At 42.8% G+C, this 26,383-nt stretch carries 25 protein-coding genes; 18 read left to right on the plus strand and 7 right to left on the minus strand.

Going from position 1 to position 26,383, the window contains the following annotated elements; translation table 11 throughout:
• Positions 1-203 precede the first annotated feature (203 nt).
• From AABK37_RS28345 to AABK37_RS28355, 3 genes are read left to right on the plus strand one after another with little or no spacing between them, the layout of a single operon-like run.
• Positions 204-461 (plus strand): hypothetical protein, encoded by a 258-nt coding sequence (locus AABK37_RS28345; protein WP_432554832.1) that lies wholly within the window; start codon positions 204-206, stop codon positions 459-461.
• 60 nt (positions 462-521) lie between these two features.
• Positions 522-770 (plus strand): hypothetical protein, encoded by a 249-nt coding sequence (locus tag AABK37_RS28350; RefSeq protein WP_432554833.1) that lies wholly within the window; start codon positions 522-524, stop codon positions 768-770.
• A 50-nt stretch (positions 771-820) separates the two neighbouring features.
• The gene (locus AABK37_RS28355) at positions 821-1,294 is read left to right on the plus strand and encodes a hypothetical protein (protein WP_432554834.1); all 474 of its coding nucleotides are present in this window, start codon (positions 821-823) and stop codon (positions 1,292-1,294) included.
• Between the two features lie 593 nt (positions 1,295-1,887).
• On the opposite strand, the gene AABK37_RS28360 is transcribed toward AABK37_RS28355, so the two are convergent.
• The 4 genes from AABK37_RS28360 to AABK37_RS28375 all read right to left on the minus strand — a co-directional run bounded on the left by AABK37_RS28360 (position 1,888) and on the right by AABK37_RS28375 (position 4,505).
• The gene (locus AABK37_RS28360; protein WP_432554835.1) at positions 1,888-2,973 is read right to left on the minus strand and encodes an IS110 family transposase; all 1,086 of its coding nucleotides are present in this window, start codon (positions 2,971-2,973) and stop codon (positions 1,888-1,890) included.
• A 162-nt stretch (positions 2,974-3,135) separates the two neighbouring features.
• Complete coding sequence (locus tag AABK37_RS28365; RefSeq protein ID WP_432554836.1) at positions 3,136-4,167, minus strand: helix-turn-helix transcriptional regulator; 1,032 nt, start codon at positions 4,165-4,167, stop codon at positions 3,136-3,138.
• Between the two features lie 2 nt (positions 4,168-4,169).
• Positions 4,170-4,337, minus strand: coding sequence for a hypothetical protein (locus AABK37_RS28370; protein ID WP_432554837.1), 168 nt, complete (start codon positions 4,335-4,337; stop codon positions 4,170-4,172).
• Positions 4,338-4,370: 33 nt separating this feature from the next.
• Positions 4,371-4,505 carry a hypothetical protein gene (locus AABK37_RS28375; protein ID WP_432554838.1) on the minus strand — a complete coding sequence of 45 codons (135 nt, stop codon included), beginning with the start codon at positions 4,503-4,505 and terminating at the stop codon, positions 4,371-4,373.
• A gap of 461 nt (positions 4,506-4,966) precedes the next feature.
• Between AABK37_RS28375 and AABK37_RS28380 the strand changes: the two genes are divergently transcribed.
• The 12 genes from AABK37_RS28380 to AABK37_RS28435 all read left to right on the plus strand — a co-directional run bounded on the left by AABK37_RS28380 (position 4,967) and on the right by AABK37_RS28435 (position 21,290).
• The gene (locus AABK37_RS28380) at positions 4,967-6,157 is read left to right on the plus strand and encodes a calcium-binding protein (RefSeq protein WP_432554839.1); all 1,191 of its coding nucleotides are present in this window, start codon (positions 4,967-4,969) and stop codon (positions 6,155-6,157) included.
• 137 nt (positions 6,158-6,294) lie between these two features.
• A complete protein-coding gene (locus AABK37_RS28385) occupies positions 6,295-6,522 on the plus strand; it encodes a hypothetical protein (RefSeq protein WP_432554840.1) in 228 nt (75 codons plus the stop codon).
• 1,232 nt (positions 6,523-7,754) lie between these two features.
• On the plus strand, positions 7,755-8,930 hold the full coding sequence (locus AABK37_RS28390; protein WP_432554841.1) for a calcium-binding protein: 1,176 nt from the start codon (positions 7,755-7,757) through the stop codon (positions 8,928-8,930).
• 371 nt (positions 8,931-9,301) lie between these two features.
• Positions 9,302-10,081, plus strand: a complete 780-nt coding sequence (locus AABK37_RS28395) for a peptidylprolyl isomerase (protein ID WP_432554842.1) — start codon at positions 9,302-9,304, stop codon at positions 10,079-10,081.
• Positions 10,082-10,256: 175 nt separating this feature from the next.
• A complete protein-coding gene (locus AABK37_RS28400; RefSeq protein ID WP_432554843.1) occupies positions 10,257-13,277 on the plus strand; it encodes a peptidase domain-containing ABC transporter in 3,021 nt (1,006 codons plus the stop codon).
• A 52-nt stretch (positions 13,278-13,329) separates the two neighbouring features.
• Positions 13,330-14,814 (plus strand): HlyD family efflux transporter periplasmic adaptor subunit, encoded by a 1,485-nt coding sequence (locus AABK37_RS28405; protein ID WP_432554844.1) that lies wholly within the window; start codon positions 13,330-13,332, stop codon positions 14,812-14,814.
• Positions 14,815-14,870: 56 nt separating this feature from the next.
• Positions 14,871-15,851: a phosphotransferase enzyme family protein gene (locus tag AABK37_RS28410; protein WP_432554845.1), complete on the plus strand. Its 981-nt coding sequence runs from the start codon at positions 14,871-14,873 to the stop codon at positions 15,849-15,851.
• 90 nt (positions 15,852-15,941) lie between these two features.
• Entirely contained in the window at positions 15,942-16,133 is a 192-nt protein-coding gene (locus AABK37_RS28415) for a hypothetical protein (protein WP_432554846.1), read from the plus strand.
• 133 nt (positions 16,134-16,266) lie between these two features.
• Entirely contained in the window at positions 16,267-17,550 is a 1,284-nt protein-coding gene (locus AABK37_RS28420; protein WP_432554847.1) for a serine hydrolase, read from the plus strand.
• 133 nt (positions 17,551-17,683) lie between these two features.
• Complete coding sequence (locus tag AABK37_RS28425; protein ID WP_432554848.1) at positions 17,684-19,039, plus strand: NYN domain-containing protein; 1,356 nt, start codon at positions 17,684-17,686, stop codon at positions 19,037-19,039.
• A gap of 269 nt (positions 19,040-19,308) precedes the next feature.
• The gene (locus AABK37_RS28430; protein WP_432554849.1) at positions 19,309-20,481 is read left to right on the plus strand and encodes a 4-hydroxyphenylpyruvate dioxygenase family protein; all 1,173 of its coding nucleotides are present in this window, start codon (positions 19,309-19,311) and stop codon (positions 20,479-20,481) included.
• A 107-nt stretch (positions 20,482-20,588) separates the two neighbouring features.
• The gene (locus tag AABK37_RS28435; RefSeq protein ID WP_432554850.1) at positions 20,589-21,290 is read left to right on the plus strand and encodes an HAD family hydrolase; all 702 of its coding nucleotides are present in this window, start codon (positions 20,589-20,591) and stop codon (positions 21,288-21,290) included.
• Here AABK37_RS28435 and AABK37_RS28440 read toward each other — a convergent pair.
• Positions 21,271-21,900, minus strand: a complete 630-nt coding sequence (locus AABK37_RS28440) for a CPP1-like family protein (RefSeq protein ID WP_432554851.1) — start codon at positions 21,898-21,900, stop codon at positions 21,271-21,273. The two genes, AABK37_RS28435 and AABK37_RS28440, sit on opposite strands and share 20 nt — an antisense overlap.
• A gap of 686 nt (positions 21,901-22,586) precedes the next feature.
• On the opposite strand from AABK37_RS28440, the gene AABK37_RS28445 reads away from it, so the two are divergent.
• Positions 22,587-23,303 (plus strand): response regulator transcription factor, encoded by a 717-nt coding sequence (locus AABK37_RS28445; RefSeq protein ID WP_039754473.1) that lies wholly within the window; start codon positions 22,587-22,589, stop codon positions 23,301-23,303.
• A 529-nt stretch (positions 23,304-23,832) separates the two neighbouring features.
• On the opposite strand, the gene AABK37_RS28450 is transcribed toward AABK37_RS28445, so the two are convergent.
• The gene (locus AABK37_RS28450; RefSeq protein WP_432554852.1) at positions 23,833-24,030 is read right to left on the minus strand and encodes a DUF2811 domain-containing protein; all 198 of its coding nucleotides are present in this window, start codon (positions 24,028-24,030) and stop codon (positions 23,833-23,835) included.
• Positions 24,031-24,376: 346 nt separating this feature from the next.
• Between AABK37_RS28450 and AABK37_RS28455 the strand changes: the two genes are divergently transcribed.
• Positions 24,377-24,688, plus strand: a complete 312-nt coding sequence (locus AABK37_RS28455; protein WP_432554853.1) for a TonB family protein — start codon at positions 24,377-24,379, stop codon at positions 24,686-24,688.
• Between the two features lie 127 nt (positions 24,689-24,815).
• Here the strand turns inward: AABK37_RS28455 and AABK37_RS28460 are convergent, their stop codons facing one another.
• Positions 24,816-25,493, minus strand: a complete 678-nt coding sequence (locus tag AABK37_RS28460) for a hypothetical protein (RefSeq protein WP_432554854.1) — start codon at positions 25,491-25,493, stop codon at positions 24,816-24,818.
• A 46-nt stretch (positions 25,494-25,539) separates the two neighbouring features.
• Between AABK37_RS28460 and AABK37_RS28465 the strand changes: the two genes are divergently transcribed.
• Positions 25,540-26,383: D-2-hydroxyacid dehydrogenase (locus tag AABK37_RS28465; protein WP_432554855.1), on the plus strand; the 844-nt coding region annotated here is incomplete at its 3' end.

Raw genomic sequence — 26,383 nt, forward strand, 5'->3', positions numbered from 1 at the left:
ACAAGTAATTAAAACCAATACTGGAGACGAATCTTTAAAAATTCTTAACGAGTATCAATAATTAGAAAAAATTAATACAGAGATATGTTTAGCCAAAAACAATAATAAAGACATTATTTTAGGCATTCCCGATAATTGGGCATTAAAACCAGGTGCGGGAAGACCACAATTAGTTATCAGTTTTGCAAAAAAAATAAGCGGGAATGGAAAAAATACTAGAAGTGGATTCCGGACTTGATCAATTCCACACCCAAATATTTTTGCTCGAAACTTACGCTTTAGTGACCAACGAGGTAGTTGCTACCTTACCTTCTGGCTATCGACCAAGTGAAATTATTTGGTTAGTGACTTATGCCAGTGGCGGGACTTCTCGGTTGCAGGTCGAGCCAAATGGCGCAATAAAACTGGTAAGTGGTAATAACTCAGGCGTGGGTTTAAGCTTTTTGTTCGGACTGAATTAATGAAAAACAATCTTGATATCCTGTTTGGGAATTATAGCGTTGATCAAAATCACTTATAGAGTGTTTCAAGTTGAAAAAGCAATTTTATATGCAATTGATGAGTTAAACAAATCACTCATTAAGCGGATCGCTGAAAACGAATTTAATTTTGGCGTGCATGTGGCTGCTTACTGTGAACGTTTTGAGCGAGTAGATTATCTATTACACGCACTGGAAGAAAAAATCGACCATAAAGCCAATCGGCTTTTTGATGAAATCAAAGAACTCAAGTTGCAAATAAAGCACAAAGTAAGGTCAGATGAGGGTTAAGATGCTGTCACGCATTACTATTAGGTCTGTAATTGTGATTATTTTGGTAATTGGCGATGAATGTCTTGGCGATCGCAGACCGTAATTTTCGCCCAACTTTTGGCGACTTGGCGAAAATTGGTATTGGTGGATACCTCGGTCAACTGCTACCAGAAGCGAAACGTTCTGGGGATTCACCTTACTGGATGGACATATTCTCTCCAGATGGCTTGGCTTATACAAGTGGTAATTGGGAAAAAGGTGTAGGGTGCGTTATAACGAAGTTTAACGCACCATTAATCGTACTTGATGCCGTAATGAATGGCGGCATTCCACCCGCAGGTGGTTTTATATTTAATTCAACCCACCTACTTATTGGCAAGATGATTTTACAAACAATGTCGATAAATTTGACGTATTGTAAAGACGTTCCGCTCGCTTCGTCTCTACGATTCATCCCAAGGTTATGCAACGCTATCTTTTATATTCCCGCATTAAAAAGCGCCTGGGAGTGTTACCGTGTTTCCACCCCAAGCGCTTTTTAATTAAACCTTTCTCCTCACACACGATTTAAGAATATCATCGGTTCTATCAAACCGCAAGTATGTGAAGTGACAGTTAGACAACTGGATACAATTTTCTTTTTACTCGCTCTTTTATAGCCATGAAAAAACGCCTGGGAGTGTTACCGTGTTTCCACCCCAGGCGTTTTTTACTTTTAACTTGCTCCTCACACACAACTGAAGAATATCACTGCTTTTATCAAATTGCAAGTATGTGAAGTGACAGTTGTCCGACTGGACACAATTTTCTTTCTTTGCGCTGGTTAATAGCTATAAAAAAACGCTTGGGAGTGTTACCGTGTTTCCACCCCAGGCGTTTTTTAATTTTTAACTTGCTCCTCACACACAAATAGACCATATCATTAGTTCAATTAAAATGCAACTATTTTAAGTGACAGTTTGTAAACTGCCTATTTTCACTCTAGTAAATTTGGGTGAGGGAGGACTACTTTGTACAACTTCGGCTAAGTCCAAATCCGTAAGAAATGGCATAGGTTACAGATGCTTTCCTTATTTAAGCTGATTTGATATCAGCGCCGCTTAATTTTTTATCCCTCAGTCCCTATATTAAAGCTTTAACTAGTTCCCGAAATAGTAACTTTGCAGCTTTGGCAAAGGCAGCGCGATCGCACTAACCGAATCGGACGCCCTGCCGCTTTTTCAGCATCCAATTGAGCGCCCAGCGCTGCACCAATCTCATTATTAAGACGGCAGCGCTTAACCTCGATGCGAGTAAAAACCCATTGCCAGAAGGCGATACGGCACAAGTCAGAATCACCGACAATTTTAATTTTACTTTTATCGCCTGATGCATCCATTGACGGTGCAAGCCCTAGGGACTTCTGAAACCGACGCAGCGATAAGTAACGCTTGGTAGGCTTTCCGGATTTTCGACCTTTGCGAATCCTTACTTCTGGTTTACCATCAGCACCAAAGTAAGCTTCGAGCGGGTAAATTTGGGAGAGGATAATTGCTTCCAAACGCAGCCCAAAGCCAAAGGTTTTGAAAACCTCACGGTAAGCGGTAAACTTGGAATCATTTAGAAGTTGCTGCAATTCGGTTTCAATGCTGTGTTCCTCTCGCTGTAAGTCACACAACCGTCGGGCGTGATGCCGAGTACGGCAACGCTTTGTTTTTTGAGAGTTCAACGGTCCGGAAATATCCACGGTAGGGCGGTAAAAGTCAAAGCTGCCAATGGTCAGCGTGGAAGAATAGTAAGGTTGTGTCAGAGGCTGTTTGCTAACAATGTTGACGATTCCTCCTGGGTCATTCTGTCCAAAGAGAACGGAAGCAGAACCTTTGAGAATTTCAATTCGCTCAATCCCGGCAACATCAAACAAATCTGTATCGCCGGAACCTCGGAAGCCATCTCGGTAGTTGGTGGGACTACCAAAGCCTCGAATGATAAAGTTTGCACCTGGAGCACCACCAGCCGGTACGTCTTCCTGCACACCCGGTACGTTATCTGTGATTTGCTGCACTCGTGTTACCTGTCGGTCTTCCAGCAGTTGCCGGGGGATGACCTGAATCGACTGGGGAATATCGCGTAGTGGCGTGTCGGTTTTGGTAGCTGTTGTCGCATCTGGTACGCTATATCCGTCTTGCTCACCCGTAAAGGTAAATGTTGCCAAAAAGAGAAATGACTGCTGTTTCCGAATCACTACTATCTCCCCACATCATCAATTAACTGGCGATCGCGCTCTCCATTGCTGGCGCGATCGCAAATCTCAAATACAATAATTGAGAATTATTAATAATTAGATGTGGTTCATAATACGGAATTTAGGCGATCGCTCTGTCTTCAAGACCGAGTATTTTTGTCTTCAAGACCGAGTATTTTTATTTTTCATCTGATATTCCTTGGGACTAATACCAAACTTCTTGCGAAATGCCGCATGAAATGCTGTCCGACTGGCATAGCCCACCATTGCCGCCACCCCCTCAACCGTCAGATTTTGCTCTAACAACAACCACCGTGCCTCTTGCATCTGATGGTCTTGCAAGCAGCCAAAGACCGTATTGCCAAACATTTGATAGAAACCCTGTCGGAGTTTAAATTCATTCAATCCCACCTGCTGTGCTAGATCCCGAACTGAGGGAGGCTTAACAAAGTTGCGAAGTAAAATTTCTTTGGCTTGATAAATGCGATCGCGATCGTCTGGTTTTAAGCTGATCGATCGCGGTTCATCAACGGGATACTCTACGAGTTGAGCAAACTGCAAAGCAACCAGTTCCAATACCTTTGATTCTAGATAAATCTGTCTGGTTACTCCCTGATAAGGACAGTTTAGTAGTTGGTGTAAAGCCGTTTGCATTTGTTGTGTATTCTTACCTGCACATTGATGAAACCGGGGAGCTGTATCACCGTTTAGAAACGACTCTAGTTGTGCCGGAAAAAAATCACTGCGCCCAGCAGCAATGGTTCTAAGCAAATGTGGCACAACGTGAATACAAATACTTAACATCCGTCCAACAGATCGTGTCTCAATCTCGCGGGTTCCGGGAACAAAAAATAAATAATTCTCCCCTGCCTGTTCGTAGTAATCATCTTTGACACCGAAGGTCTGAACTCTACCATCCCCGATCATCCAGAAGTGTAAAACCACACCAATAGATTCATCAATAAAATGATCTTCACCGAAACTTTCGTGATATACAAAGTCATCAACTTGTAGCAACAGTCCAGGACGTAGCTGGACTATCCGAGTTTGTCCGCTTCCAAGTTGAGTTTGCCCAATAGAGAAGTTTTCCAGGGAAACACTTTCGATCTCATCCCCTTGGGCAGTGATTTTTCCCTGTTCTATTCCTTCTGCCCACACTTCACCCCACTCGGCTTCGGTAAAAACTCTGCTCATTGTTAATGCTTAATCCCCAATTGTAATTTTTTACCCAAAGAATTATGTTTTGGATCGTCCAACACTGCCAGATACCCAGTATTATATGAGTTGGTTTGTGTAGTTTCAGAGGTTGGAGTAGTCTTTTGCTGTTGTCGATAGGCTTCTCTAGCTGAAAGAAACAGGGTCATTTTTGCTATTTTATTGATATTTATTCTTAATTATTATATGATTGGTTGCGTGGGTGGTAGTAATGCGATCGCCAAATGCCCTGCTCCCGGATGACTGTGACTACTGTTGCGGCGTTGCACCATTTGAAGACTGCTAGTTATTGCGATGCCTGCGGCGGGCGGAGCCATCGCATTTAGGGACTGACAAATAAAAAAATGTCCCTCCTATTGAAGCGTTCCCGATCAAGGGTTGCCGTAGGCATCGCTTTATTCTGAGTGAAGGTGCTGGAATTGCGACGATTATTAAGTTTGATGAAGGCGATCGCATCACTTTAACTGGTAATTTAAGCTTCAGCAATTTGAACATCAGCCAAAACGGTAACGACACCCTTATCAGTGCGGGTGCAGATTTGCTAGCAACTCTCAAATATACGCAGTCTAGCACGATTACGAGCGCCATCTTCGCGTAGTCATAGTAGGGGTGGGGAAACCCCACCCAAAATCTCACAATCACAAATTGAATTGGTATTTAATATTACCAGAGAGTAAAAGTATTTTTCATCAAAACTTTATAAATAAAATCAAGTTTATATGCGTATAATTACTCTCTCCAAGTATTAATTTTACAGCATCTGCCGAAAAATACAATTATGTTAAATGATTCGTTAATTCCCATCAACAACGCTGGGTTTGAATTGACTGTGCTGCCAGATGGTGGATATACTTTAGAACCACCGCCAGGTTGGACAGCATATAATCCAGATGGACTTCTACCTGCAATTCGAGAAATTAGTCCGGAAAATATTACTTCAAATATTGACACATTTAATCCCACCGCAAACTTTTATAACCAAGTGCCCGAAGGTGAGAATATAGCGAATGTTTCTTTAATTCAATCTCCCGGAAGCGGTATTGCAGGTTTAGTTCAGACTCTCGATACTGTTGTGGCAGCAAATACGAAGTATACCTTGACAGTTGATGTCGGTAGTGCAGCAGGTAACTTCTTTGGGTTTGACTTAACTGGTTCTCCTGGATATCGCGTTGAATTGTTAGCAGGGGATGAAGCGATCGCTGTAGATAATAACAGCTTAACACTTGAAGACGGCAAGTTTACTACTACCACCGTTACTTATACTGCTGCTGCTGGTGAATCTATTTTAGGGAAAAACTTAGGTATCCGCTTAGTGAATCTGCTTAATGGTGGAGGTGTGGAAGTAGACTTCGATAACGTACAACTGAAAGCCGAAGCTTTTACCGCATCTGCCATCACAACAAATCAAACTTTGTTCGGTAGCAGTAATAGTACTAGCCTAAATGGTGGTTTGGGTAATGATACCATCTATGGTAATGGCTTGGCAACTATCATCTTTGGTGGTGATGGTGACGATCAAATTTACGGTTCTGCCAAAGATGAATACTTAAGCGGTGGTGCTGGTAATGACACCATTTATGGCAATGGTGGTTTTGATACTATCTACGCTGGTGAAGGTAATAACTTTATATATGCTGGTTCTCAAGCTGATAGGATTTACGCAGGTGCTGGTAATGACACTATCTTTGCTAATGGGGGTGGTGACTTCATTAATAGTGGTGCAGGTTTAGATACTATTTTCTTGGGTGGAAAAGCTACCGTAACGCTAGAAAAAGGTGAAGGTTACGACACCATCAATAACTTTGAATTAGGCTCAAGTAGATTTATGATAGGCAGCCTGCTGAATGATTTGAGCTTTGCTGACAGTGCAAGTGGTGTACGTATTTTTGCAGGTAATGATTTGCTTGCGGTTGTATCTAATCAGTCTGCGAGTACTTTTAGCAGTAACGTTGGGGGAATTTTTTCCTAATTTAAATCTTTTATAGAAGTTTAAAAGCCAGAGGCGATCGCTTCTGGTTGTTTTTTGATTTTCTTTAGTCGTGTAAGTAACCAAACAGGGATTTTTGATTTGCTGCTTTTCTCAAATCCCAAAAATCATAAACCGTGATGTTAATTGTCATCGTGTGTTGTACTGTGCGATCGCCGTTGATTAGATATATTACCTCTGCGCGATCGCACATTGGCGCTTTCTTTGAGCCATTGCAGTCACAGAATCAACAACTTCGCCCCGCTGGGACGCTTCCCACCCAATGCGCGCTTCTTGTTGCAGGTTTTGCAGTCGTCCTTGATAGATGTCTTCTTGCTGTTCTAGAAGTTTTATGCCTGCAAGAATAACTTCGATGGCGTTCTGATACTTACCGAAGCGTGAGTTGGCGTTGTACCAGGGCTTCTACTTCAGGTGGTAGAACGATTTGCATGAATTTTTGGGGGAATTAGGAGCAACTTTAATTGTAAGCGTTCCCGCTTCTTTTGTCGGAGACGCACTCGCGTTCGGGTTGCCGTAGGCATCGCTTTTATGGTCAGACCGGCAATCCACGCAAGGCAGGCGAAATTCTAGGTAGGAATTGCCACAATTATTAAGTTTGATGAAGGCGATGCCTACGGCAACCCGAAGCGGGAACGCATCACTCTAACTGGTAATTTAAATTTCAGCAACTTGAACATCAGCCAAAACGGTGGCGGCATCCTCAGATGATATGGTGCTTGTCACGCATACCTCATTATACCAAGTTGCCAAAGTTAGTATTGTTACATTCAACATTGAACAGAGCCAAGATAATCCTGCTTTTGTATATTTTTGTAGCGAACTTAACATTATGGGAACTGCGGAACCTACAATTTTAATAGGCGGAGTGTAAAGTAAAGTTCGTGAAGAAAATTCTGGCTGTTAGACTCTTAGCTCGACAAAATCCATTTTGCTGCAAGAGCGATCGCATAAGCTGAAAGCCTTATTTACCAGTACTTTGACTTTTTCGATGTCACCAAAATCAGTCGCAGTCGAAAAAGCGTTTCCCTGAAATCTGGAGGTTTTGCCAGATCGCAAGGTTACGTTCTTTGATTTGGATAAAGTCGAGCTTAGAGGATGTCTGAGAAGCCTCTTTTTTGCTACTTCCTGGAAGAAAAATTTGGGATCTACCTCACAGAAAATAGACATTTTAGCGACTTTTTTAGGCTAGTTTAGTAGCTTGGCAAGATGCATTTTTAACTTTTCAGACATGCTCTAAACTCGACAAAATCCATTTTGCTGCAAGAGCGATCGCATAAGCTGAAAGCCTTATTTACCAGTACTTTGACTTTTTCGATGTCACCAAAATCAGTCGCAGTCGAAAAAGGGTTTCCCTGAAATCTGGAGGTTTTGCCAGATCGCAAGGTTACGTTCTTTGATTTGGATAAAATCGAGCTAAAGCCCTGTGGAAAAATCAGGAGAAACTACATGTACATTTACCAATTTCGATTGAAGTGATTAACAGCTTCAAAAGACACCTTGAGTTCTCTAATTTCCGGAACGCAAGAAGTGGCTAATTACCGCAAGGATGAGTTTACAAATCGATTAAGGAGACACAGAAATGCTAATAGATACTATTTCTATGCCAGATTTGGGAAATCTAAAGCAAGACCCAGAGACAGGTAAGTTTTTTAATGACTTCAGATATTACGATGATGCCGATGACAATCAATTTCTTGGAGGCTATCGACTGAGTAAAGTGTACGCGGGTGGAGGGAATGATAGATTTCTGTTGCAAGCAGAGGATGATTGGGCTGATGGAGGACCAGGTAATGACTATTTTGATGGTGGTTCAGGTTCAGACACTATCTATGGTGGTACTGGCGATGATGACTTAAGAGGCAGTTACGACAAGGACTATTTATATGGTGGTATTGGTAACGATACCTTATATGGTCTGGGAGTTACTGTTCTCTACCCAGGACCCGACCCTCGCGGTAGTGACGTAGAAAATTACCTAGAAGGAAACGAAGGAAACGACCAACTATACGGCGCTACAGGCAACGACACAATGTACGGCGGTACAGACGACGACTACCTCGATGGTTGGGAAGGTGATGATACTTTATATGGCGGGGATGATGCTGTCGGGACGAACAGTGGGAATGATGTCTTAGTAGCTTGGAAGGGTAACGACCTTATCTATGCAGGGGATGGTGATGATTGGTTAGATGGCTCTTACGACAATGACATTCTGTACGGTGGTGCAGGCAATGATACCCTTGGCAATCCCTTCAGCCGAGAGGGAGATGGTGGTGAGCCTGGTGATGATTTTATGTATGGCGAGGCTGACAGCGACGCACTGTATGGCGGACCCGGCAATGACACCCTAGATGGTGGATCTGGTAACGACACCCTAATAGGTGGCGCTGATAACGATATCCTAGTTGGTGACTTTGGCAATGACGTTCTCACCAGTGGTTCTGGTTTCAACGTTTTCAAGTTCAACAACACTAGCGAGGGAATTGACACGATTACGGACTTTTCTTCTTACAATGACGACATCCACGTAGTCAAGTCTGGTTTTAGCAATAGCCTGAGTCTAGGAACGATTTCCGATGCTCAATTCCATCTAGGTTCCTCGGCAGCAGATTCGAGCGATCGCTTTATATACAACCAATCTACCGGAGCGCTGTTCTTCGATAACGACGGTAAAGGAGGAGTCGCTCAGATACAGATCGCCACACTGTCGAATCAGGCATTAATAAGCTATACCGACATCATGGTAGTGGCGTAGTCGGCGCAGGCTGTGTGGAAACGCGCAGATAGATTAGAAATTGGTGGTTGTTGCCTCTTTAGGATGTCTCAGAAGTAGTAAAGTTGACTTGATTGCACAAAATGACAAAAGTCATGCGCCGAAAACCCTACTCCAGTGACCTGACGATCCAAGCAATGGGCTATCCTTGAACCTCTTCTTTGCTCGATAGTAGTTTGGTAGGGTGCGTTATCGCGCCGAAAGTACGGCACCGTCAATGATGTTCGGTGCGTTATGGACTTGCGTCCATAACGCACCCTACGCAACTCTTGACTCTTAACTCGTGACTAAAATTAACCAATTTATAACCTTTTCTTGACCTTTAATCGGTACGTTAATACTTAAGGTAATAAATGAAAGCGGCAAACCCGATAAAAACTGATATGACTGCAATGAATTTGCAAGTTAGCGATGTTTGGCAACAAGCCGCTACACATATAAGTAAAATTACATCTGGGGAAATTATCTCTCTACTGAAGCAGTATGGGATAATGCCGCAGTTTATGCGAGAGGTTTTGATTGATTGTGCGATCGCCGATATTACTTTGACAACCGAAGAAACCTTTAAAGCGTGTCAACAGTTTTATCAGCAACATCAACTCAAATCGGATGCTGATTTGGAAACATGGCTTGTATCGCGTGGGTTATCTCGCGAACAACTTGACCATATTATCACCCGCAACACCAAGCTGGAATACTTTAAACAAGGTAATTGGGTAAATAAACTAGAGTCTTATTTTCTCCAACGCAAAGCAAAGTTAGATCGGGTAATATATTCATTAATTCGAGTCAAAGATATCGGTATTGCTCAAGAACTTTACTTTCGCATTCAAGAAAAAGAACAGTCATTTAGTGAACTTGCAAGTAAATATTCTTTAGGTTCCGAAGCGGAAACAGGGGGTTTACTCGGTCCGATGGAATTGTCAGTTCCCCATCCAGATTTAGCAAAGATGCTAATAGCAAGTCAACCCGGTAAGCTTTTACCACCAACTCGCTTAGGAGAGTGGATTGTCATTGTCAGATTAGAAAAGTTTCTTTCGTCTCAGTTAAATGAGTCAATGCGTCAGCGACTATTAAATGAATTATTTGAAAATTGGATACAAACACAGTATAAACAGCTGATTGCTCACTAAATAATAACTTTGAATTCTTATATAACTTAACTAAAAACTCTTTTTAACCTCTTTCCTTCGTGTTCTTCGTGCCTTCTCCTTCACCAGACGCCAAGGGCAAACGCGGTTCGTTTTTCCATAACAAATGCAGTAAGTCGTAAATCTTAATATTAATTACCCTAAAAACGTTGACTTGATGAGCTACACAACAATTAACACAGAAACATTTCTAAAAGCGATCGCTCCTTTTGACCAACTTTCAACAGCGGCGTTATCTAGGCTATCACAACAGACGCAATTATTGCGCTACCGCATGGGACAAACAATTGTCATGCGGTCAAAAATACCCGCTGTCATTTCCATTATCTTTGAAGGACAAGCGCGACTATTAGGATACGATCCAAAAAATCAGATGCCGGTAACTTTAAAGTTACTGCAAAGAGGAGATATTTTAGGTTGGGTGGGATTAATCCGGGGAGTAGGTTGCGAAACAGCGATCGCTTCAAGTGAAACTATCTGTCTAACTGTAAAATCTACCGAATTTATCAAACTTTTACAACAAGAAAAAGCCTTTGCATCTTACTTTCACAACCGTGCGGAATTAATCGAAGTTTTTGATTTATTAGCAGCAGAATTGCAAAGTCGTGCAGATAATGAGTTATTACTTGAAGCGACTCATTCAAATTCGTTGAAAGAATTAGCTTTAAAGGTTCATTCAGAAACTATAGTTGTCAATCTACCTCAAGATTCTCAAAGTAAATTGCCAAGCGATCGCTTATGGTTAATTAGTGGGGGAACCATTCCACTTGATGCGATCGCTACTCGCTATCATCCCGAAACGCACCTCATAAAAGGCAAGCATCTGCGTTTACTTGGCTTTCCCGACAATATTTTACCGCAAAGTAAGGGCGGGGAAACCCCGCCCCTACATGCCTCCGGTACGGGTGGGGTTTCCCCACCCCTCCCCACCTCCCACGACAATATCCCCTACGCACCAGATGAACCGGAAGGAAGACTCTTAGAAACTTCTAGCCTGAAAAAATATCCACACTCGCGCGGTAGTGGTAAAATAGATGCGGTTATAGCTTGCTTTGAAATGTTGAGCAAGCAATTGAATTTGCCTTTTCGTCGCGAAGTTTTGCGAAAGATTTTGCTTTTGCAGCAACGACGAACAGGTACGCTATCGTTGCAGCATTGTGGAGCGATCGCTGAATCACTCGGTTTAAATGCCCAACTTATCAGTTTACCAGTCAACGCGGTAGGACGACTTCAAGCACCGGCGATCGTTCAATGGCAAGATAGTTTTGCCCTACTTTACGAAATTAATACTCAAGCGATCGTTTTAGGAATTCCTGAAGTTGGAGTTTTACGGCAAAAAACCGCAGATGTTGCTAGTATTCTCCTACAATCGGCAACCAAATTAGATGAATCTCAAAAGGAAACTGTAGCAGTTTTGCTGCTGCAACAAACTAGATATACACCCCAGCAAAAGTTCGGTTTAAGTTGGTTTTTACCTTCTTTATACAAATATCGTCAAGTACTAATAGAGGTATTTATTGCCTCATTCTTTGTCCAATTATTTGGGTTAGCAAATCCGTTGATGACCCAAGTTATTATCGACAAAGTTTCAGTCCAAAATAGCGCTGATACGTTGCAAGTATTGGGGATTTTTCTCATAGTAATTGCTGTATTTGAAGCAATCCTAACTAGTATTCGGACTTATTTATTCGTCGATACCACCAATCGAATAGACTTAACGCTAGGTTCAGAAATTATTGACCATTTGCTACGTTTGCCTTTACGATACTTTGAACGTCGTCCTGTAGGTGAATTATCAACGCGAGTAAATGAGTTAGAAAATATTCGGCAATTCTTAACCGGAACAGCTTTAACAGTCGTTTTGGATGCGGTGTTTTCGGTTATTTATATTGTGGTAATGTTTATCTACAGTTGGCTGCTGAGTTTAGTAGCACTGTCTACATTACCGTTATTCGTACTTTTAACAACATTAGTTTCTCCAATTGTACGCCGACAACTGCGAACGAAAGCAGAACGCAATGCGGAAGCGCAATCTCATTTAGTTGAAGTACTATCGGGTATCCAAACAGTAAAAGCGCAAAATATCGAATTGCGATCGCGTTGGCAATGGCAAGAACGTTACGCTCGTTATGTCAGCGCTGGTTTTAAAACAGTTCAAACTTCCACCGCAGCAGGTTCTACCAGCAACTTCTTGAGTCAACTTTCCAGTTTATTAGTGTTGTGGGTAGGAGCTTATTTAGTACTCAAAAACGAACTTACTTTAGGGCAATTAATCGCCTTTCGGATTATAGCAGGTTACGTCACCAGTCCATTGCTGCGTTTAACGCAACTATGGCAAAATTTCCAAGAAACCGCGCTTTCTTTGGAAAGGTTGAGCGACATTATCGACTCACCTACAGAATCTTCTCTAAGCGATCGCGGTAACATTCCCATGCCGATGATTCAGGGTTCAGTAAAGTATGATAATGTATCTTTCCGCTTCAACCCCAGCGGTTCGCTACAACTCAACAATATCAACTTAGAATTTCCGGCTGGTATATTTGTCGGGATAGTCGGTCAAAGCGGTTCCGGCAAAAGTACTTTGATGAAACTTCTGCCGCGTTTGTATCCTTTAGAATCGGGTCGAATTTTAATCGACGGTTACGACATTAACAAAGTCGAACTTTATTCACTCAGACGACAGATAGGTATTGTACTACAAGATACGCTGTTATTTGATGGAACAATTCAAGAAAATATCGCCTTAAATTATCCAGACGCAAGCTCAGAAGAAATTATCGAAGCTGCGAAAATAGCCTTTGCTCACGAGTTTATTATGAATTTAGCCAATGGCTACAATACCAGAGTTGGAGAGCGCGGTGCATCGCTTTCTGGGGGACAGCGACAAAGAATAGCGATCGCTCGAACCATCCTGCAAAACCCGCAAATGCTCATTCTCGACGAAGCTACCAGCGCTCTTGATTACGAATCAGAACGGCAAGTATGTTTAAATTTAGCCCAAGCATTCAGCGAGAGAACAGTTTTCTTTATTACCCACCGTCTCAGCACAATCCGCAACGCCGATTTGATTTTAATGCTCGATCAAGGCTTTGTAGTCGAACAAGGAACTCATCAACAATTAATGAGTGAAAAAGGTCGTTATTACTGCTTATATCAACAACAAGAAGCACAACTTTAGGGACTAGGGACTGGGGACTGGGGACTAGAAAAAGAATTATTACCAATGCCCCATGCCCAATGCCCTATGCCCAATTACCCATTCCCAATACCCAATGAATTCTGAATTTGACCAACCTGTAATTTTACAGCGATCGCCTATATTATCACGAGCAGTACTTTGGAGTATTGTTGGTGTAACTAGTTTCACGCTAATTTGGTCTGCTGTTGCTAAAATTGAAGAAGCGATTCCGGCAACTGGTAAACTAGAACCACAAGGAACGGTCAGAGAAGTTAAAGTACCGCTCAATGGTTTAGTAAAAGAGGTTTATGTTAAAGACGGTCAACAAGTTAAGCAGGGAGACTTGCTGTTGCGTCTTGACCACACAGCACAAAAAGCGCAAAAAGTCTATTTCCAAAAAGTTCGTAATACTTTACTACAAGAAAATCAATTTTACCAATCCCAAATGGATGGTAAAGTTCGCATTCCAGCAGCAAATAAAGTAAAATTGCCTGAAGAAATAGCAATGCTGACGAAAAATCGTGCAGCTTTAGTTGCCGAAAATCAACTTTATCGAGTGCAACTTTCTGGAAATTACCAAGGAGTAAATCTGACACCTGATCAGCAATTACGCTTGCAAACCAGTCAGCAAGAATTGAAAACAAAAGCTGCTACAGTCAAGTTAGAAGCCTCGCAATTACAAAAGCAATTAACACAAAATCAGGTAAAGTTAGTTAATGCGAAAAACGTTTTAAAAATCAATTCCAGTATTCTCAAAGACCTAGAACCGTTATTTAAACAAGGTGCGATCGCTCGACTACAATATCTACAGCAGCAGCAGCAAGTCAGCACTCAGCAGTCAGAAGTCGATGAGTTAATCCAGGAAGGAGAACGTTTGAAATTAGCGATCGCCCAATCTGGGGAACGTCTGCAAAATACCATGTCTGCATCAAATCAAGATTTGTGGACGAAAATAGCCGAGAACGACAAACGCATTGCGGAAATAGACAGCCAATTAAAAAAGGCGATCGTTGAAAACGAAAAGAACATTGCCGAACTTGATAGCCAAATCAGCCAAAATCAAGTTTCTTTAGATTATCAAGAAATTCGTTCCCCAGTCAATGGTACAGTATTTGATTTAAAAGCCAGCAACCCTGGATTTGTCGCCAATTCCACCGAACCCGTTCTCAAAGTTGTCCCCGAAAACTCTCTAAAAGCCGAAGTATTTCTAACCAACAAAGATATCGGTTTCGTCAGAGTAGGAATGCCTGTAGACGTGAGAATAGACTCTTTTCCCTTTAGCGAATTTGGTGATATCAAAGGTACACTAGAATCAATCGGTTCAGATGCCTTACCACCCACCGAAATTCGTCCTTACTACAGCTTTCCCGTCAAAGTGCGTTTAAATCAACAAGCACTTATAGTCAAAGACAAACAATTACCTCTTCAATCAGGGATGTCAGTAAGTGTTAACATCAAACTACGAAAACGCACAATTTTGAGCATCTTCATAGACGGATTTACCCAACAAATAGAAAGCCTCAAATTCGTGAGATAAACGTAGTAAGCGCAAAGAGCGCTTTCTTAACCCATACCTCATTTCCATAAATTAAAATGGACTGGAACCAACTCGCACAAACTGCACTAACTCAATACAACATCAGCGATGCGAGATTATTTTTCCTCGGTCATAGCGAAAACATAACCTTTCGCATTGAAACATCTAATTCATATAGCGGCAAAGCAGCAAAATTCCTTCTTCGCATCCATCACCCAATTGCTCAACAAAGCGATTCAATTTGGCAGCAGCACAACGTAATTAACTCAGAACTTTTGTGGCTATCAGCATTACATCGTGATACCAACCTGATAGTACCAAAGCCAGTGCAAAACAAAAACGGCACTTTCCTCACCTCTGTAAAAATTGATAAGACACCACCACTAAATTGCACTTTAATGCAGTGGGTTGAGGGTTGTCAAATCAGTACCCAACCCACACCAACTCAAGCATGGCAAATTGGAGAATTAATGGCACGGTTGCATCAACACACCAGCGTTTGGGAGTTACCTTTAAGCTTCGTGCGACCAAAATACGACTGGGAGGAGTTACAAACCTCACTGATGAGGCTGCATCTAGTGACAATATCTGACGCTGATTTTGCTGTGCTTGAGACAACAGTCAAGCAAATTGTTCTAGTGATGACAGTGTTAGGAAAAACACGCTCTTGTTGGGGTGTGATACACGCAGACCTAAACGAAAACAATTATATCTTTCATGAAGATGAGGCGCGAGCGATCGACTTTTCACGTTGTGGCTTCGGTTATTATCTTTATGATATTGGCTCCACACTGCTACATCTGCTTTGTGAAAACCGTAAAGCGTTCCTCAATGGTTATCAAAGCGTGCGCTTATTGCCTGATGACTATCAAAATATATTAGAGGCATTTTTTCTCGCCGCAATGATACATAATTTTGCATTTCACGCCTCAAATCCCAACGAACACGATAACTTATTGGAAAGTATACCCTACGTAACTGAGACGTTTTGTAGCAGATATCTTCAAGGCGAACCATTCTTATTTTACTACTACTAAAGAAAGAGGAATAATTACTTCTTCAAGATGAGGCGCAACTAATCAATTAACTGTTTAGGTTGAGAATAGCAACCATTAAGCCTAAAAACCATGAATAAGACATTACTATCAACTTTAATCTTTGCCTTCTTACTCTTGTTCATCCTTTCTCCCTTTGCTGCACTTGCTAGTTTAATGCTCGTGTTATTAGTAGGAGCGTTTTTCTCTTTAGTAGGGAATATCTTTCAAGCAATTATTGGTAGTAACAGCGATTCTCAACCACAAAAAGAAGCTCACGACTAAAAGCATTTTTGGGTGTTGAAAAATTGTGCGATCGCACAAAGTGCCCGCCGTAGGCGATCGCGCTTAGAAAAACAAGATACCCGACTTCTCGCTCGAAGTCGGGTATCTGAAACCAAATATTACTATACCTACCATGCAAAACATCGAAGCGCAAGTAAACGAATATCTTCAACTCCATACCAACAAATACTATTTTAGCGGTTCTGTATTAATCGCTCAAAACGGTAATATTTTAATCAGTAAAGGGTATGGCATGGCAAATTATGAACTTGATGTTCCTAATACTCCTCAAACAAAATTCCGTATAGCCTCCATTACCAAACAGTTTACTGCAATGGCAATCATGCAATTGCAAGAAAAAAACTTGCTCAACGTCAACGATTCAATAATTAAACATATACCCGATTATCCAGAAACAGGTAAAGAAATTACCATCCATCATTTATTAACTCATACATCAGGCATTCCTAATTTTACAAGTTTTCCTGATTATGAGGAAACTATGATGATACCTTCTTCTGTTGAAACAACCATTGCCAAATTTAAAGATAAACCCTTAGAATTTACCCCCGGAGAAAAATATAGCTACTGCAATTCTGGATATATTTTATTAGGCTACATCATTGAAAATATTTCTGGCAAACCTTATGAAACTTATCTCCTAGAGAATATTTTCCAACCTTTGGAGATGAAAAATACTGGATATGACCATTACAGTAAAATAATTAAAAATCGCGCTTCTGGTTATTATATGACTGGTAATGGCTCAATAAATGCAGCTTATATAGATACGTCTATTGGTTATAGTACAGGTGCTTTGTACTCTACAGTAGAGGATTTATATTTGTGGGATAGAGCATTATATACTGAAAAAATCGTCAGTAAAGCTTCTTTAGATAATGCTTTTACTCCTTTTCTAGAAAACTATGGCTATGGTTGGCTTATAACAGAACTATTTAATCATAAAGTTGTCGGTCATGGCGGGGCAATTAATGGTTTTGTTACAAATTTAGACCGATATATTAATGATGATATTTGTATCATTGTGTTGTGCAATAATGGATTTTCAATGATTAATGTAATTAGTAAAGACTTAGCCGCAATTGTTTTTGGAGAAAAATATGAACTACCATTAGAAAGAACTGCGATAAAACTGGGCCCGAAAATCTATGATGCTTATATTGGAGAATATGAACTAGCTCCTAATTTCATCATTACAATTACCAAAGAAAATGACCAAATTTTTGCTCAAGCTACTGCACAATCTAAAGTTGAAATCTACCCCGAATCAGAAACGGAATTTTTCTACACGCTAGTTTATGCCCAAATAACCTTTGTCAAAAATGAAAAAGGAGAAGTGACACAGTTAATTCTGCACCAAAATGGACAAGAAATGCCTGCTAAAAAAATTAACTAAGTATTAACATTTACCTTAAGCAGTTTCACGGATCTCAGATGGTTTATAGCCCAGATATAACATAATTAAATTACCATCTTTAATGATGGTTGGGGATGTCCTACTGTAGCGTGCTTGGAAATGCCTGTAAACTATGGAACTTTTGCTGACAACTTATGATTCTACTCTCTTCAACAAAATCGGCTTCTATGTTGGTCAAGCAATTATTGCCATTCAAGACAAGCAACCAGAATTATTACAGGAAAAATATAGAAACGTACCTTGGAACAGCCGCCATCAATCTAGTTTAACAGCAAAATTAACCGAAATACTTCGCCCAAGTGACGACTGGGACACATTAATTAAAAAATTGCAAGGATTTCTAAAAGTTTTATTAATTCCTGAATCCTTCAACTCACCAATATTAATAAAATTAATTGAAGACATTCGTCTACTAAATCCTGCAAAAGTTGAGTTAAATGGTTCAAGCAGCCTCAACACAGTTACTAATGGCTCTTTAGCGCAAACAAAAATAGCAGTTTTACTTTTAGATGCAGAAAACCTACAAATAAACGCCGATACTGAACAATTATTAACAACAGTTTGCACTTGCCCGATTCAAGTTAAAATTGCCTTTGCCAATTGGCGCAGCATGGGTAAATTAGATGTTGAATTTCATCAGCGTGGCTACGACTTGATTCATGTCCCCGCAGGTAAAGATCATGCTGATGGAAAAATGATAGCTTTTGGATCGTCAATTCATGAGCATTACCCAAAAGCTAAGGAAGTTTTAGTTTGTTCCTCAGATACGGTGATGACTAACCTGTGCAACCATCTTCAGAAAAATGGATTAACAGTATATCGGGTTAGCAAGCAAGGAAATAATATAACAATATTGAATAGTAAAAGTGGTAATAAACATACTCATTCACTTTTGAAACCACCTTCAATTGAAGAATTAAATGCCCAGATTAAAAAGATAATCATATCCGAGGAAACGCGCACTTCAAATCAATGGTTTCAACTATCTCAGATAGCGCAAATCTATTATAAAAAGTACAACTTGAACATAAGTGAAGTTGTGTCTTATAGCCTTCCGGGTAAGACAACCAAGGATATTTTTCTTGACAAATCAGAGTTTGTCTTTCACCAATTGCCAGAGGATAAAGAATTATATGTGGCGTTATTTAAAATACCTCAATTAAATAAAGCTGTTAGCAATGATTCTGTTGAGAAAAAACAGATAAATACTAAAACAGACTTGGAACAGTCGCTGGTCGCAATTATAAATGCTTTAGCGGATAAACATCCAACAGGCTATATTCCTATTGAAACTTTAAGTGCTAATTTTAATAAACAGTACGGTCAAGGAATTACTGACATATTTAAAAAATTAGAATTGAGCGTTAAGTATATCACTTTTTTGAAATCATGCGATTCTTTTGAGCTACAAAAAATAGGCGATCGCTGGCATGTAGCACTACGTCAAGCTAAGAGTGTTACAGCTTAGTCTCTTGTTCAGTATTATGTATAATGTAAATAAATGTAAAGAACACAATGCATGATAAAGTCATTGTCGGTGCGTTGGCAAAGCCACTCCAAGGGAGTATCGCCGGCATTGGAGAGAGCCTTAACTCGCTTTCCTGGCATAGAGATGTTTTTTTAGGTCAAAAACAAAGCTGATTATACTTAATTCTAGCTTAGGAAAGACCTGAAAATCCGGCAAAAAAGGCAAAATCTACAGACAGATAAGCTCTAAGCGCTGGATTTTCCTAGTTTATGAAAATAGATCACGTTCACTTCTATGTAAAAGATGCGCTCGTTTGGCAAGACTGGTTTGTAAGTCATCTTGGCTTTCAAGCAGTAACAGATTATATAATGCCCTTAACCTTGACATCAAGCAACGAGTATGGATCGTTCCACACTTGCACAAAAGTAGTCAAAAGTGGTGCTGTCTGCTTTTTGCTGTCTTCACCACTGTTACCCACAAGTCCAGTAGCTAAGTTTTTGCGTCAGCATCCCCCTGGTGTGGCAGATGTCGCTTTTGCCGTCGAAGATGTGGAAAAAGCGATCGCCCTCGCTGCACAACACAACGCCAAAATCCTACAACCGATTCAGCAATACCAACAAAGTCAAGAATACATCAAGTGGGGCAAAATCGCCGCTTGGGGTTCTTTGACTCATACTTTGATAGAAAGGGGACAAGGGAGACAAGGAGACAAGGGGACAAGGGGACAAGGGGGACTCCTTGGAGGAATTTCTCCCCCATCTCCCCCTCTCCCCATCCCCTCCTCTCCCCATCCCCCCATCCCCCCATCCCCCCCTCTCCCCCTCTCCCCCTCCTCCATCACCGCTATAGATCACATTGTCCTAAATGTGGCAGCGGGTGATTTAGAACGTGCTGTGGCTTGGTATGAAGAGGTTCTCGATTTTCAACCGCAGCAGGCGTTTAAAATTAAAACCGATCGCTCTGCTTTGCACAGCCGAGTTATGCTTTCACGTGACGGGGGCGTACAATTGCCAATTAATGAACCTGCTTCAACTCATTCTCAGATTCAAGAGTTTTTGGACGTGAACCAAGGAGCGGGAATTCAACATATCGCTTTGCAAACGCCCAATATTGTGGATGCGATCGCTCTTTTTCGGCAGAGTGGTTTATCCTTACTTCCAGTGCCTCAAAGCTATTACTCGCAGCTAAAACAGCGACAAGGACTGCCTTTATCAACTTTAGAACTTGAGGCGTTAGCGAGACAGGAAATTTTGGTAGATTGGAGAGAAGATAATCAAAAAGCAGTACTGCTACAAATTTTTACTCAGCCAATTTTCGGACAGCCCACCTTTTTCTTTGAGTTTATCGAACGCCGTTCGCAAGCTCAAGGTTTTGGTGAAGGTAACTTTCGCGCTTTGTTTGAAGCGATTGAAAACGAACAAATCAAACGCGGTAGCCTTTAATCATTTTCCGGCTAAGATTAGTAATTCCAAATTCACGCATCAAATATTTCAATTGAAAAGACAATACGATTTAAGTTAGTCTGTAAATAAAATTTACATTTTCCTAAATGTTAAGACTAATTACAGACTTTGACGGTCCGATTATTGATGTTTCCGAACGGTATTACCGCGTTTATCAATTCTGTCTGGAGAAAACACTTCGCCCAAACCAAGCAGTAAAAGAACTTACTAAAGCGGAATTTTGGCAATTGAAGCGATCGCGCGTTCCGGAAAAACAAATTGCCTTAAATTCCGGTTTGGACGAAGTACAAGCACAAGAGTTTGCTCAGTTGCGGCGGCAAACCGTGCATACAGAGCCTTACTTTGATTATGATACTCTTGCGCCGGGAGCTGTGGAAGCACTTATAAAAATTCAACAAGCTGGAATAGATTTGGCAGTAATGACAATGCGCCGATTTAAAGAACTTGACTATGCCTTTAAAAAACATGATTTAGGCAGGTTTTTCCCGGAAAATCGTTGTTATTGCCTAACCAACGACTACGTTAAAACCCGCGACATTGATGATAAACCTTTACTGATGGAACGGGCAATATCAGAACTACCAACCGCTGCTGATACTTGGATGGTGGGGGATACAGAAGCCGACATCATCGCCGCTAAAAATCACGGTGTCAAGGTGATGGCTGTAGAGTGCGGCATTCGCGATCGCTCCCAATTGGCACAATACAACCCTGACTTAATTGTGAAGGATTTGAGCGCGGCTGTCGATTTTGTTTTAGAGCGTGAGGCTAACGCAGAAAGCTGCTAATCAACCACAACAATATAAACGTCAGCACAGTCGAAAACTGATTTGCCGTCATACTGATAAATGTCATTTGCGGCACAAGCAACCCAGCAACTAGTCCCCCAGTAATTAAACCTACTATTAAGCCGAGCAGAGTCAACAAAACTGCTCGACCAAACTTGCCTTCTTTGCGATTGAGAAAGTAAATACCTATACCAACACCTAACACCAATGCCAACTGTAAAACCTGATCGCCCCCGGCTTGGTAAAACACACTAATAGTACTCAAACCCAGATACCAAGCTCCAGGTAACAACACATCTTGAGGCGTTGGTTTATCAATGATTCGTTGCAGCCAAGCGGGGGAAAGTTGTTCGTTCTTGGTGGGACTTTCTTTCGCAGGTGCTTGCACGAGGCGTTCAGGAAACCGAATGCGTTCGGGTACTTTGATTTTACCTTCTTGGCGCATCCGCAAGCGATCCATTAAAATCGCATCGTAAGCCACGTTAATCATTTCTAGACGCTTTGTATCGCCACTGTATTGCTCCAACAGGCGATTGCGAGCGTCTTGAATTTCATCGAAGCTAGCATCTTCAGATACCCCAAGTTTTTCGTAGGGATTTTGATCGCTCATGGGAGTTTATTACGTATAGCCTTAGTTGGCAGCAGCCTTTTTTGAAGGAAAAACGGTTTTTTGGGTTTTATCTCGGTCGATATGCGATCGCTCGATTGTTGCCCTACCAGGATAGTAGCACTCAACAGCGATATTATCGACCTGGGAAATTTAACTATAGTAACTTTAACATATTATTATAACTCAGTGTATCCCCTCATGTCGTTGCCCAGTTCTAGCTCTAATCTTGAATTTAAGCGAAAAATACCTAAAAGGCATCCTTGATGAAAAAATTAACTTTTTGTTTTGTGATAAAGCGTCTCACCGTACCTTGACATTTTAAATAATTAGTTTTCAACAAGGATTGTGGCATTGAGCTGCATATCGATTTAAAATTGAAGCGTTTTAAAACAAGCGCAACTAAAATCACCAAAGTGTCCCATTCGCACCCAAATCGTGCGGAATGCCGGTCCAGTAAGCTTACTGGACACAAATAACTTGACAATTTCAACATCTGCACTTCGGTGCAACAAAAAGCGATCAACAGAATATTCGCATTCTAATTGTCCAGAATCCTGATTACACTATTACTTGGGCGATCGCTCAATTAATACCTTAAACTTGTAGATTGTTATCACCCCCGTGAACCCGCGCTTTTACGCGGCGACCTTTATTAATCCTATGATTTTTTGTGCAAAGTGATGGTCATGGCTCCTGCCAAAGTTCTTGTAGTTGATGACGACCCTGCGGTTCGTAATTTAATTCAACGCTTTCTGATTAAGCAGAGCTATCAGGTAGAGGCTGCCGAAGACGGTAAGACTGCCATAGCTTTATTTGAGCAATTTAACCCAGATTTGGTGATTCTAGATGTGAATTTACCAGATGTCATTGGGTTTAACCTCTGCCAAGAGATGCAAAGCCGTAACGGTGTTTTTGTTCTCATGCTGACTAGCCGTGCCGATGAAGCTGACAAGATTCGCGGCTTTGCTAAAGGTGCTGATGACTATCTGACTAAACCATTCGGTTTAGGAGAACTAGAAGTCAGAGTAGCAGCAATTTTGCGGCGTCAGCGGGTTGTTACTACCGCAGAACAAAAACGCCTGGTATTTGAAAAATTGATGATCGATCCAGTACGCCGAGAGGTAACACTTAACACCCAACCAGTACTTTTAACTGCTCTAGAATTTGACTTGTTGCATTTCTTAGCCAGCCATCCCGGTCGAGTTTGGCGACGAGCCGAACTCATCCAAGAGGTATGGGACTATGAATACGTCGGCGACCAGCGCGTTGTAGATGTGCATATCGGTCAAATTCGCAAGAAGATTGAAGCCGATGCTAGTCAGCCAGCACTAATCCAGACTGTACGTGGCGTTGGATATAAATTTGAATGTCCTACTCAGCCGCAGTCTGATAGCAAGTCCTGAATCAAGAGTCTTGAGTTTTTTGACTCTTGACTTTTGATGCTAAAGGCATGAATTTCTTTGGTATCAGCGTTCATTCACACAGCTTTCGCCCAAAGATACGCCATTGATGTATTTACCACACAACTTGTGCCAGACAATTTTTGAATATCTTGATTTAAAGTTTAAATGGGGTGCGTCTAGCTTTTACAGGTGTTAACTGTCATCCAAGTAGATTTAGTTTCAATTCGAGCAATTGTCAGGGAAATTTGACTTGCTTCGACTGCTAAATGCTATCGCACTTTGTATAAATAACTTCAATTTTCTCTGTTTGAAATTAAGGGAAGATTGAGAGTTTTATATATAACATTTTCCTTTTTTTGAGGTAGGGTCGTCAGTGGCAATGCAGGCGTTAACCGCAGTCAGAGCGCCCAAGGTAAGCGATCGCCATCTGACTATACTCTAACTAAAAAAGCCTGCTTAACAGCACCAAGAGCATGTAGAGGTGTTGTATCTTAGCTGTTTGTGGCGATTGCTTGCACCGCATTTTTACTTAGCAATTGTGAAATAAAGTTTCCAGATATACGCGAGCCGCACGGCGATCGCTTTCTCCATTTTGCAGCAAAAACAATGACAGCGCCGCCGTTAATACTCGATTTTGATCCCAATCCGGATGTGATTCTAAGTAACTTTTGAGGGATTCGTGCAGCGTTTCCGGAATTTCTGTAAATATGCTAACCGTTGCGTTCATTTCTATTTTCCCCTATCAGGTTAATCAATTTTGTACACGTTGCTTGCTGTTACCAGCCTTTGAACAACACACTCAATTCCCTAGGCAACAACTGGGTAATTTTACACAGCTGCACTGCCGATTACAAAAGCAAGCCGAATCATTGTGCGCCAAGAGGGGGTAGGTTTGTCAATGCTGCGAAATGTTACAAATCAGTTTATCAAAACTAAATACTTACGGAATAATCAGGCTTGGAGGCGCTTTTTTGTTACATATATTCATACAAACTCAGTCCGATAAGTCAAGTATCCCTAACAGGAAAAAATTAAGCGATCGCCATCAATCGCCTGGATCGAGCCTGGAATTGTTGAGCGACCCGCAGGGCGTGGACTTCCGGCCGTACATGATTCGGGTGCTGGCGATTGTGAAGCGGAACTGGTTTGCGGTGATACCCGAAAGCGCGCGCTTTGGGCGACGGGGGAAAACGATCATTCAGTTTGCGATCTCCAAGGACGGCAAGGTACCGAAGCTGGTGATTACCGGGCCTTCGGGCACGGAGGCGTTGGATCGCGCCGCGGTGGCGGGGATCAGCGCGTCGAATCCGTTTCCGCCGTTGCCGAGCGAATTCAAGGGCGACGTGATTCGCCTGCAGTTCGGGTTCTCGTACAACATGCCGTGAGGCGAGCAAGCGAATGAGCAAAGGAAGACTGTGGGGCGGGATCGCCGGGTATGGGTTGCTGGCGCTGAGCGCTTACTTCACGCTGGAGCGGGAGTTGCGTTGGGCGGTGTGGGTGGTGATGGCGGGCTTAGCGCTGAAGACGTGGATCGCGGCTGAGAAAGCGCGCGCCGAGGATGCCGCCCAAGCTGGTGAGCACGGTGGCGCCGATGAAGTAGATCGCCATAAAGAAGAGAATTGAGAGCGAAAAGAGCCAGGGGTTGGACAGGACTTCCTTGACCTTTTCGAGGTCGCCGGCGGAGAGCTTGCCCGAAAGTGCTTCGTCGGGGATGCGCGCGAATTCTCCGGATTCCAGGGCCGGAATGAGGCTGACGGTGAAGCGGACCAGGAAGAAGGCGAACATGAAGACGCCGGTCATCCAGCCGAGGCGAGCGCCTTGCCGGGTGTTCAATTGCGCGCCGGTGCGGCGCTGGTATAGGAAAACAGCAAGCAGGCCGCTGGCAATGGTGAGGCCGAAGACGCCGAGGATCGACAAACCGGCGGCTTGGGAGAGCGGCACGAAGATGAGCATGGCGAGAGCGGCCACGAAGAGGCCGATGCGGACGGCGCTGGAATTCGCAAAGCTGATCTCGGCGGGGTTTTCCTGAAGCGCGGGCTCAGGGAGAGGGGATTCTTCCGCGGACCTTTCGAGGGTAGGCGCTTCAACGGGGGTCTCGTCCACCTGTTCGCCGCCGACGGGCCGGCCGCAGCGATGACAGAAGCGGGCGTCCGCTACCAGTTGCGCTCCGCAACTGCAAATTTCCGGCACAACTTCAGGGTAGCAAGTGAGGAGGATATCCTAACGGTTTAAAGCCATGCAAAAGCTGAAACTGTTGGTGATTGCCGCTAAGGATGCGCGCTACTTGAAGATGCTGGACGGCATAGCCGGCGAGGTGGACTATCAGGTGACGCACGATGCCGCCGAAGCGGCAGCGTGGGCACCGGAGGCGGACCTGATTCTGACGGGGGTGGGCGCCTCCGCGGTAGTGACCAAGGCGGCGGTGGAGGTGGCCGGGAAGTTGCAGTGGCTGCATTCGTTGTCCGCCGGGGTGGACCACCTGATGGCGACGCGGCTGCGCGAGAGCCCGATTCCGGTGACCAACGCTAAGGGAGCGTTCAGCCCGTCGCTGGGCGAGTATGCCGTGGCGTCGATGTTGTTTTTCGCCAAGCATGTGCGGCGACTGCTGAACAGCCAGGCGGCAGGCAAGTGGGATGTCTTTGACATGGACATGCTGGAAGGCAAGACGCTGGGGATCCTGGGCTACGGGGACATTGGCAAGGAATCAGCCAAGCGGGCGAAGGCTTTCGGCATGAAGGTGATCGCTTTGCGGCGGCGGCCGGAAAAGAGCACGGGCGATGGCATTGCCGATGAAATCTGGGGGATGGAGCGCAAGCTGGAATTGATGGCGGCGAGCGATTACGTATTGCTGGCGATGCCGCAGACGCCGGATACCAAAGGCATTGTGGGCGAGACGGAACTCCCGGCGATGAAGCCGAGCGGGGTGATCATCAACCTGAGGCGAGGCAATGCGATTACGGAAACGGGGCTGCTGCAGGCGCTGCGCGAGAACTGGATACGGGGGGCGGCGCTGGACGTGTTTGAAGTGGAGCCGCTGACGGAAGGGCACGAGTTCTACCGGATGCCGAATTTGCTGCTGA

This window comes from Tolypothrix sp. VBCCA 56010 (assembly GCF_050875635.1).
In the GTDB taxonomy this organism is placed as follows: Bacteria; Cyanobacteriota; Cyanobacteriia; order Cyanobacteriales; family Nostocaceae; genus Hassallia.

What these genes read in the sequence shown, in the direction of transcription:
- AABK37_RS28410 (WP_432554845.1), top strand. Translation starts at nt 14,871, where the DNA reads ATGGACTGGAACCAACTCGCACAAACTGCACTAACTCAATACAACATC.
- AABK37_RS28440 (WP_432554851.1), bottom strand. Translation starts at nt 21,900, where the DNA reads ATGAGCGATCAAAATCCCTACGAAAAACTTGGGGTATCTGAAGATGCT.
- AABK37_RS28435 (WP_432554850.1), top strand. Translation starts at nt 20,589, where the DNA reads ATGTTAAGACTAATTACAGACTTTGACGGTCCGATTATTGATGTTTCC.
- AABK37_RS28380 (WP_432554839.1), top strand. Translation starts at nt 4,967, where the DNA reads ATGTTAAATGATTCGTTAATTCCCATCAACAACGCTGGGTTTGAATTG.
- AABK37_RS28450 (WP_432554852.1), bottom strand. Translation starts at nt 24,030, where the DNA reads ATGAACGCAACGGTTAGCATATTTACAGAAATTCCGGAAACGCTGCAC.
- AABK37_RS28385 (WP_432554840.1), top strand. Translation starts at nt 6,295, where the DNA reads ATGTTAATTGTCATCGTGTGTTGTACTGTGCGATCGCCGTTGATTAGA.
- AABK37_RS28365 (WP_432554836.1), bottom strand. Translation starts at nt 4,167, where the DNA reads ATGAGCAGAGTTTTTACCGAAGCCGAGTGGGGTGAAGTGTGGGCAGAA.
- AABK37_RS28345 (WP_432554832.1), top strand. Translation starts at nt 204, where the DNA reads ATGGAAAAAATACTAGAAGTGGATTCCGGACTTGATCAATTCCACACC.
- AABK37_RS28375 (WP_432554838.1), bottom strand. Translation starts at nt 4,505, where the DNA reads ATGGCTCCGCCCGCCGCAGGCATCGCAATAACTAGCAGTCTTCAAATG.
- AABK37_RS28390 (WP_432554841.1), top strand. Translation starts at nt 7,755, where the DNA reads ATGCTAATAGATACTATTTCTATGCCAGATTTGGGAAATCTAAAGCAA.
- AABK37_RS28370 (WP_432554837.1), bottom strand. Translation starts at nt 4,337, where the DNA reads ATGACCCTGTTTCTTTCAGCTAGAGAAGCCTATCGACAACAGCAAAAG.
- AABK37_RS28445 (WP_039754473.1), top strand. Translation starts at nt 22,587, where the DNA reads ATGGCTCCTGCCAAAGTTCTTGTAGTTGATGACGACCCTGCGGTTCGT.
- AABK37_RS28430 (WP_432554849.1), top strand. Translation starts at nt 19,309, where the DNA reads ATGAAAATAGATCACGTTCACTTCTATGTAAAAGATGCGCTCGTTTGG.
- AABK37_RS28395 (WP_432554842.1), top strand. Translation starts at nt 9,302, where the DNA reads ATGAAAGCGGCAAACCCGATAAAAACTGATATGACTGCAATGAATTTG.
- AABK37_RS28420 (WP_432554847.1), top strand. Translation starts at nt 16,267, where the DNA reads ATGCAAAACATCGAAGCGCAAGTAAACGAATATCTTCAACTCCATACC.
- AABK37_RS28425 (WP_432554848.1), top strand. Translation starts at nt 17,684, where the DNA reads ATGGAACTTTTGCTGACAACTTATGATTCTACTCTCTTCAACAAAATC.
- AABK37_RS28405 (WP_432554844.1), top strand. Translation starts at nt 13,330, where the DNA reads ATGCCCAATGCCCTATGCCCAATTACCCATTCCCAATACCCAATGAAT.
- AABK37_RS28415 (WP_432554846.1), top strand. Translation starts at nt 15,942, where the DNA reads ATGAATAAGACATTACTATCAACTTTAATCTTTGCCTTCTTACTCTTG.
- AABK37_RS28400 (WP_432554843.1), top strand. Translation starts at nt 10,257, where the DNA reads ATGAGCTACACAACAATTAACACAGAAACATTTCTAAAAGCGATCGCT.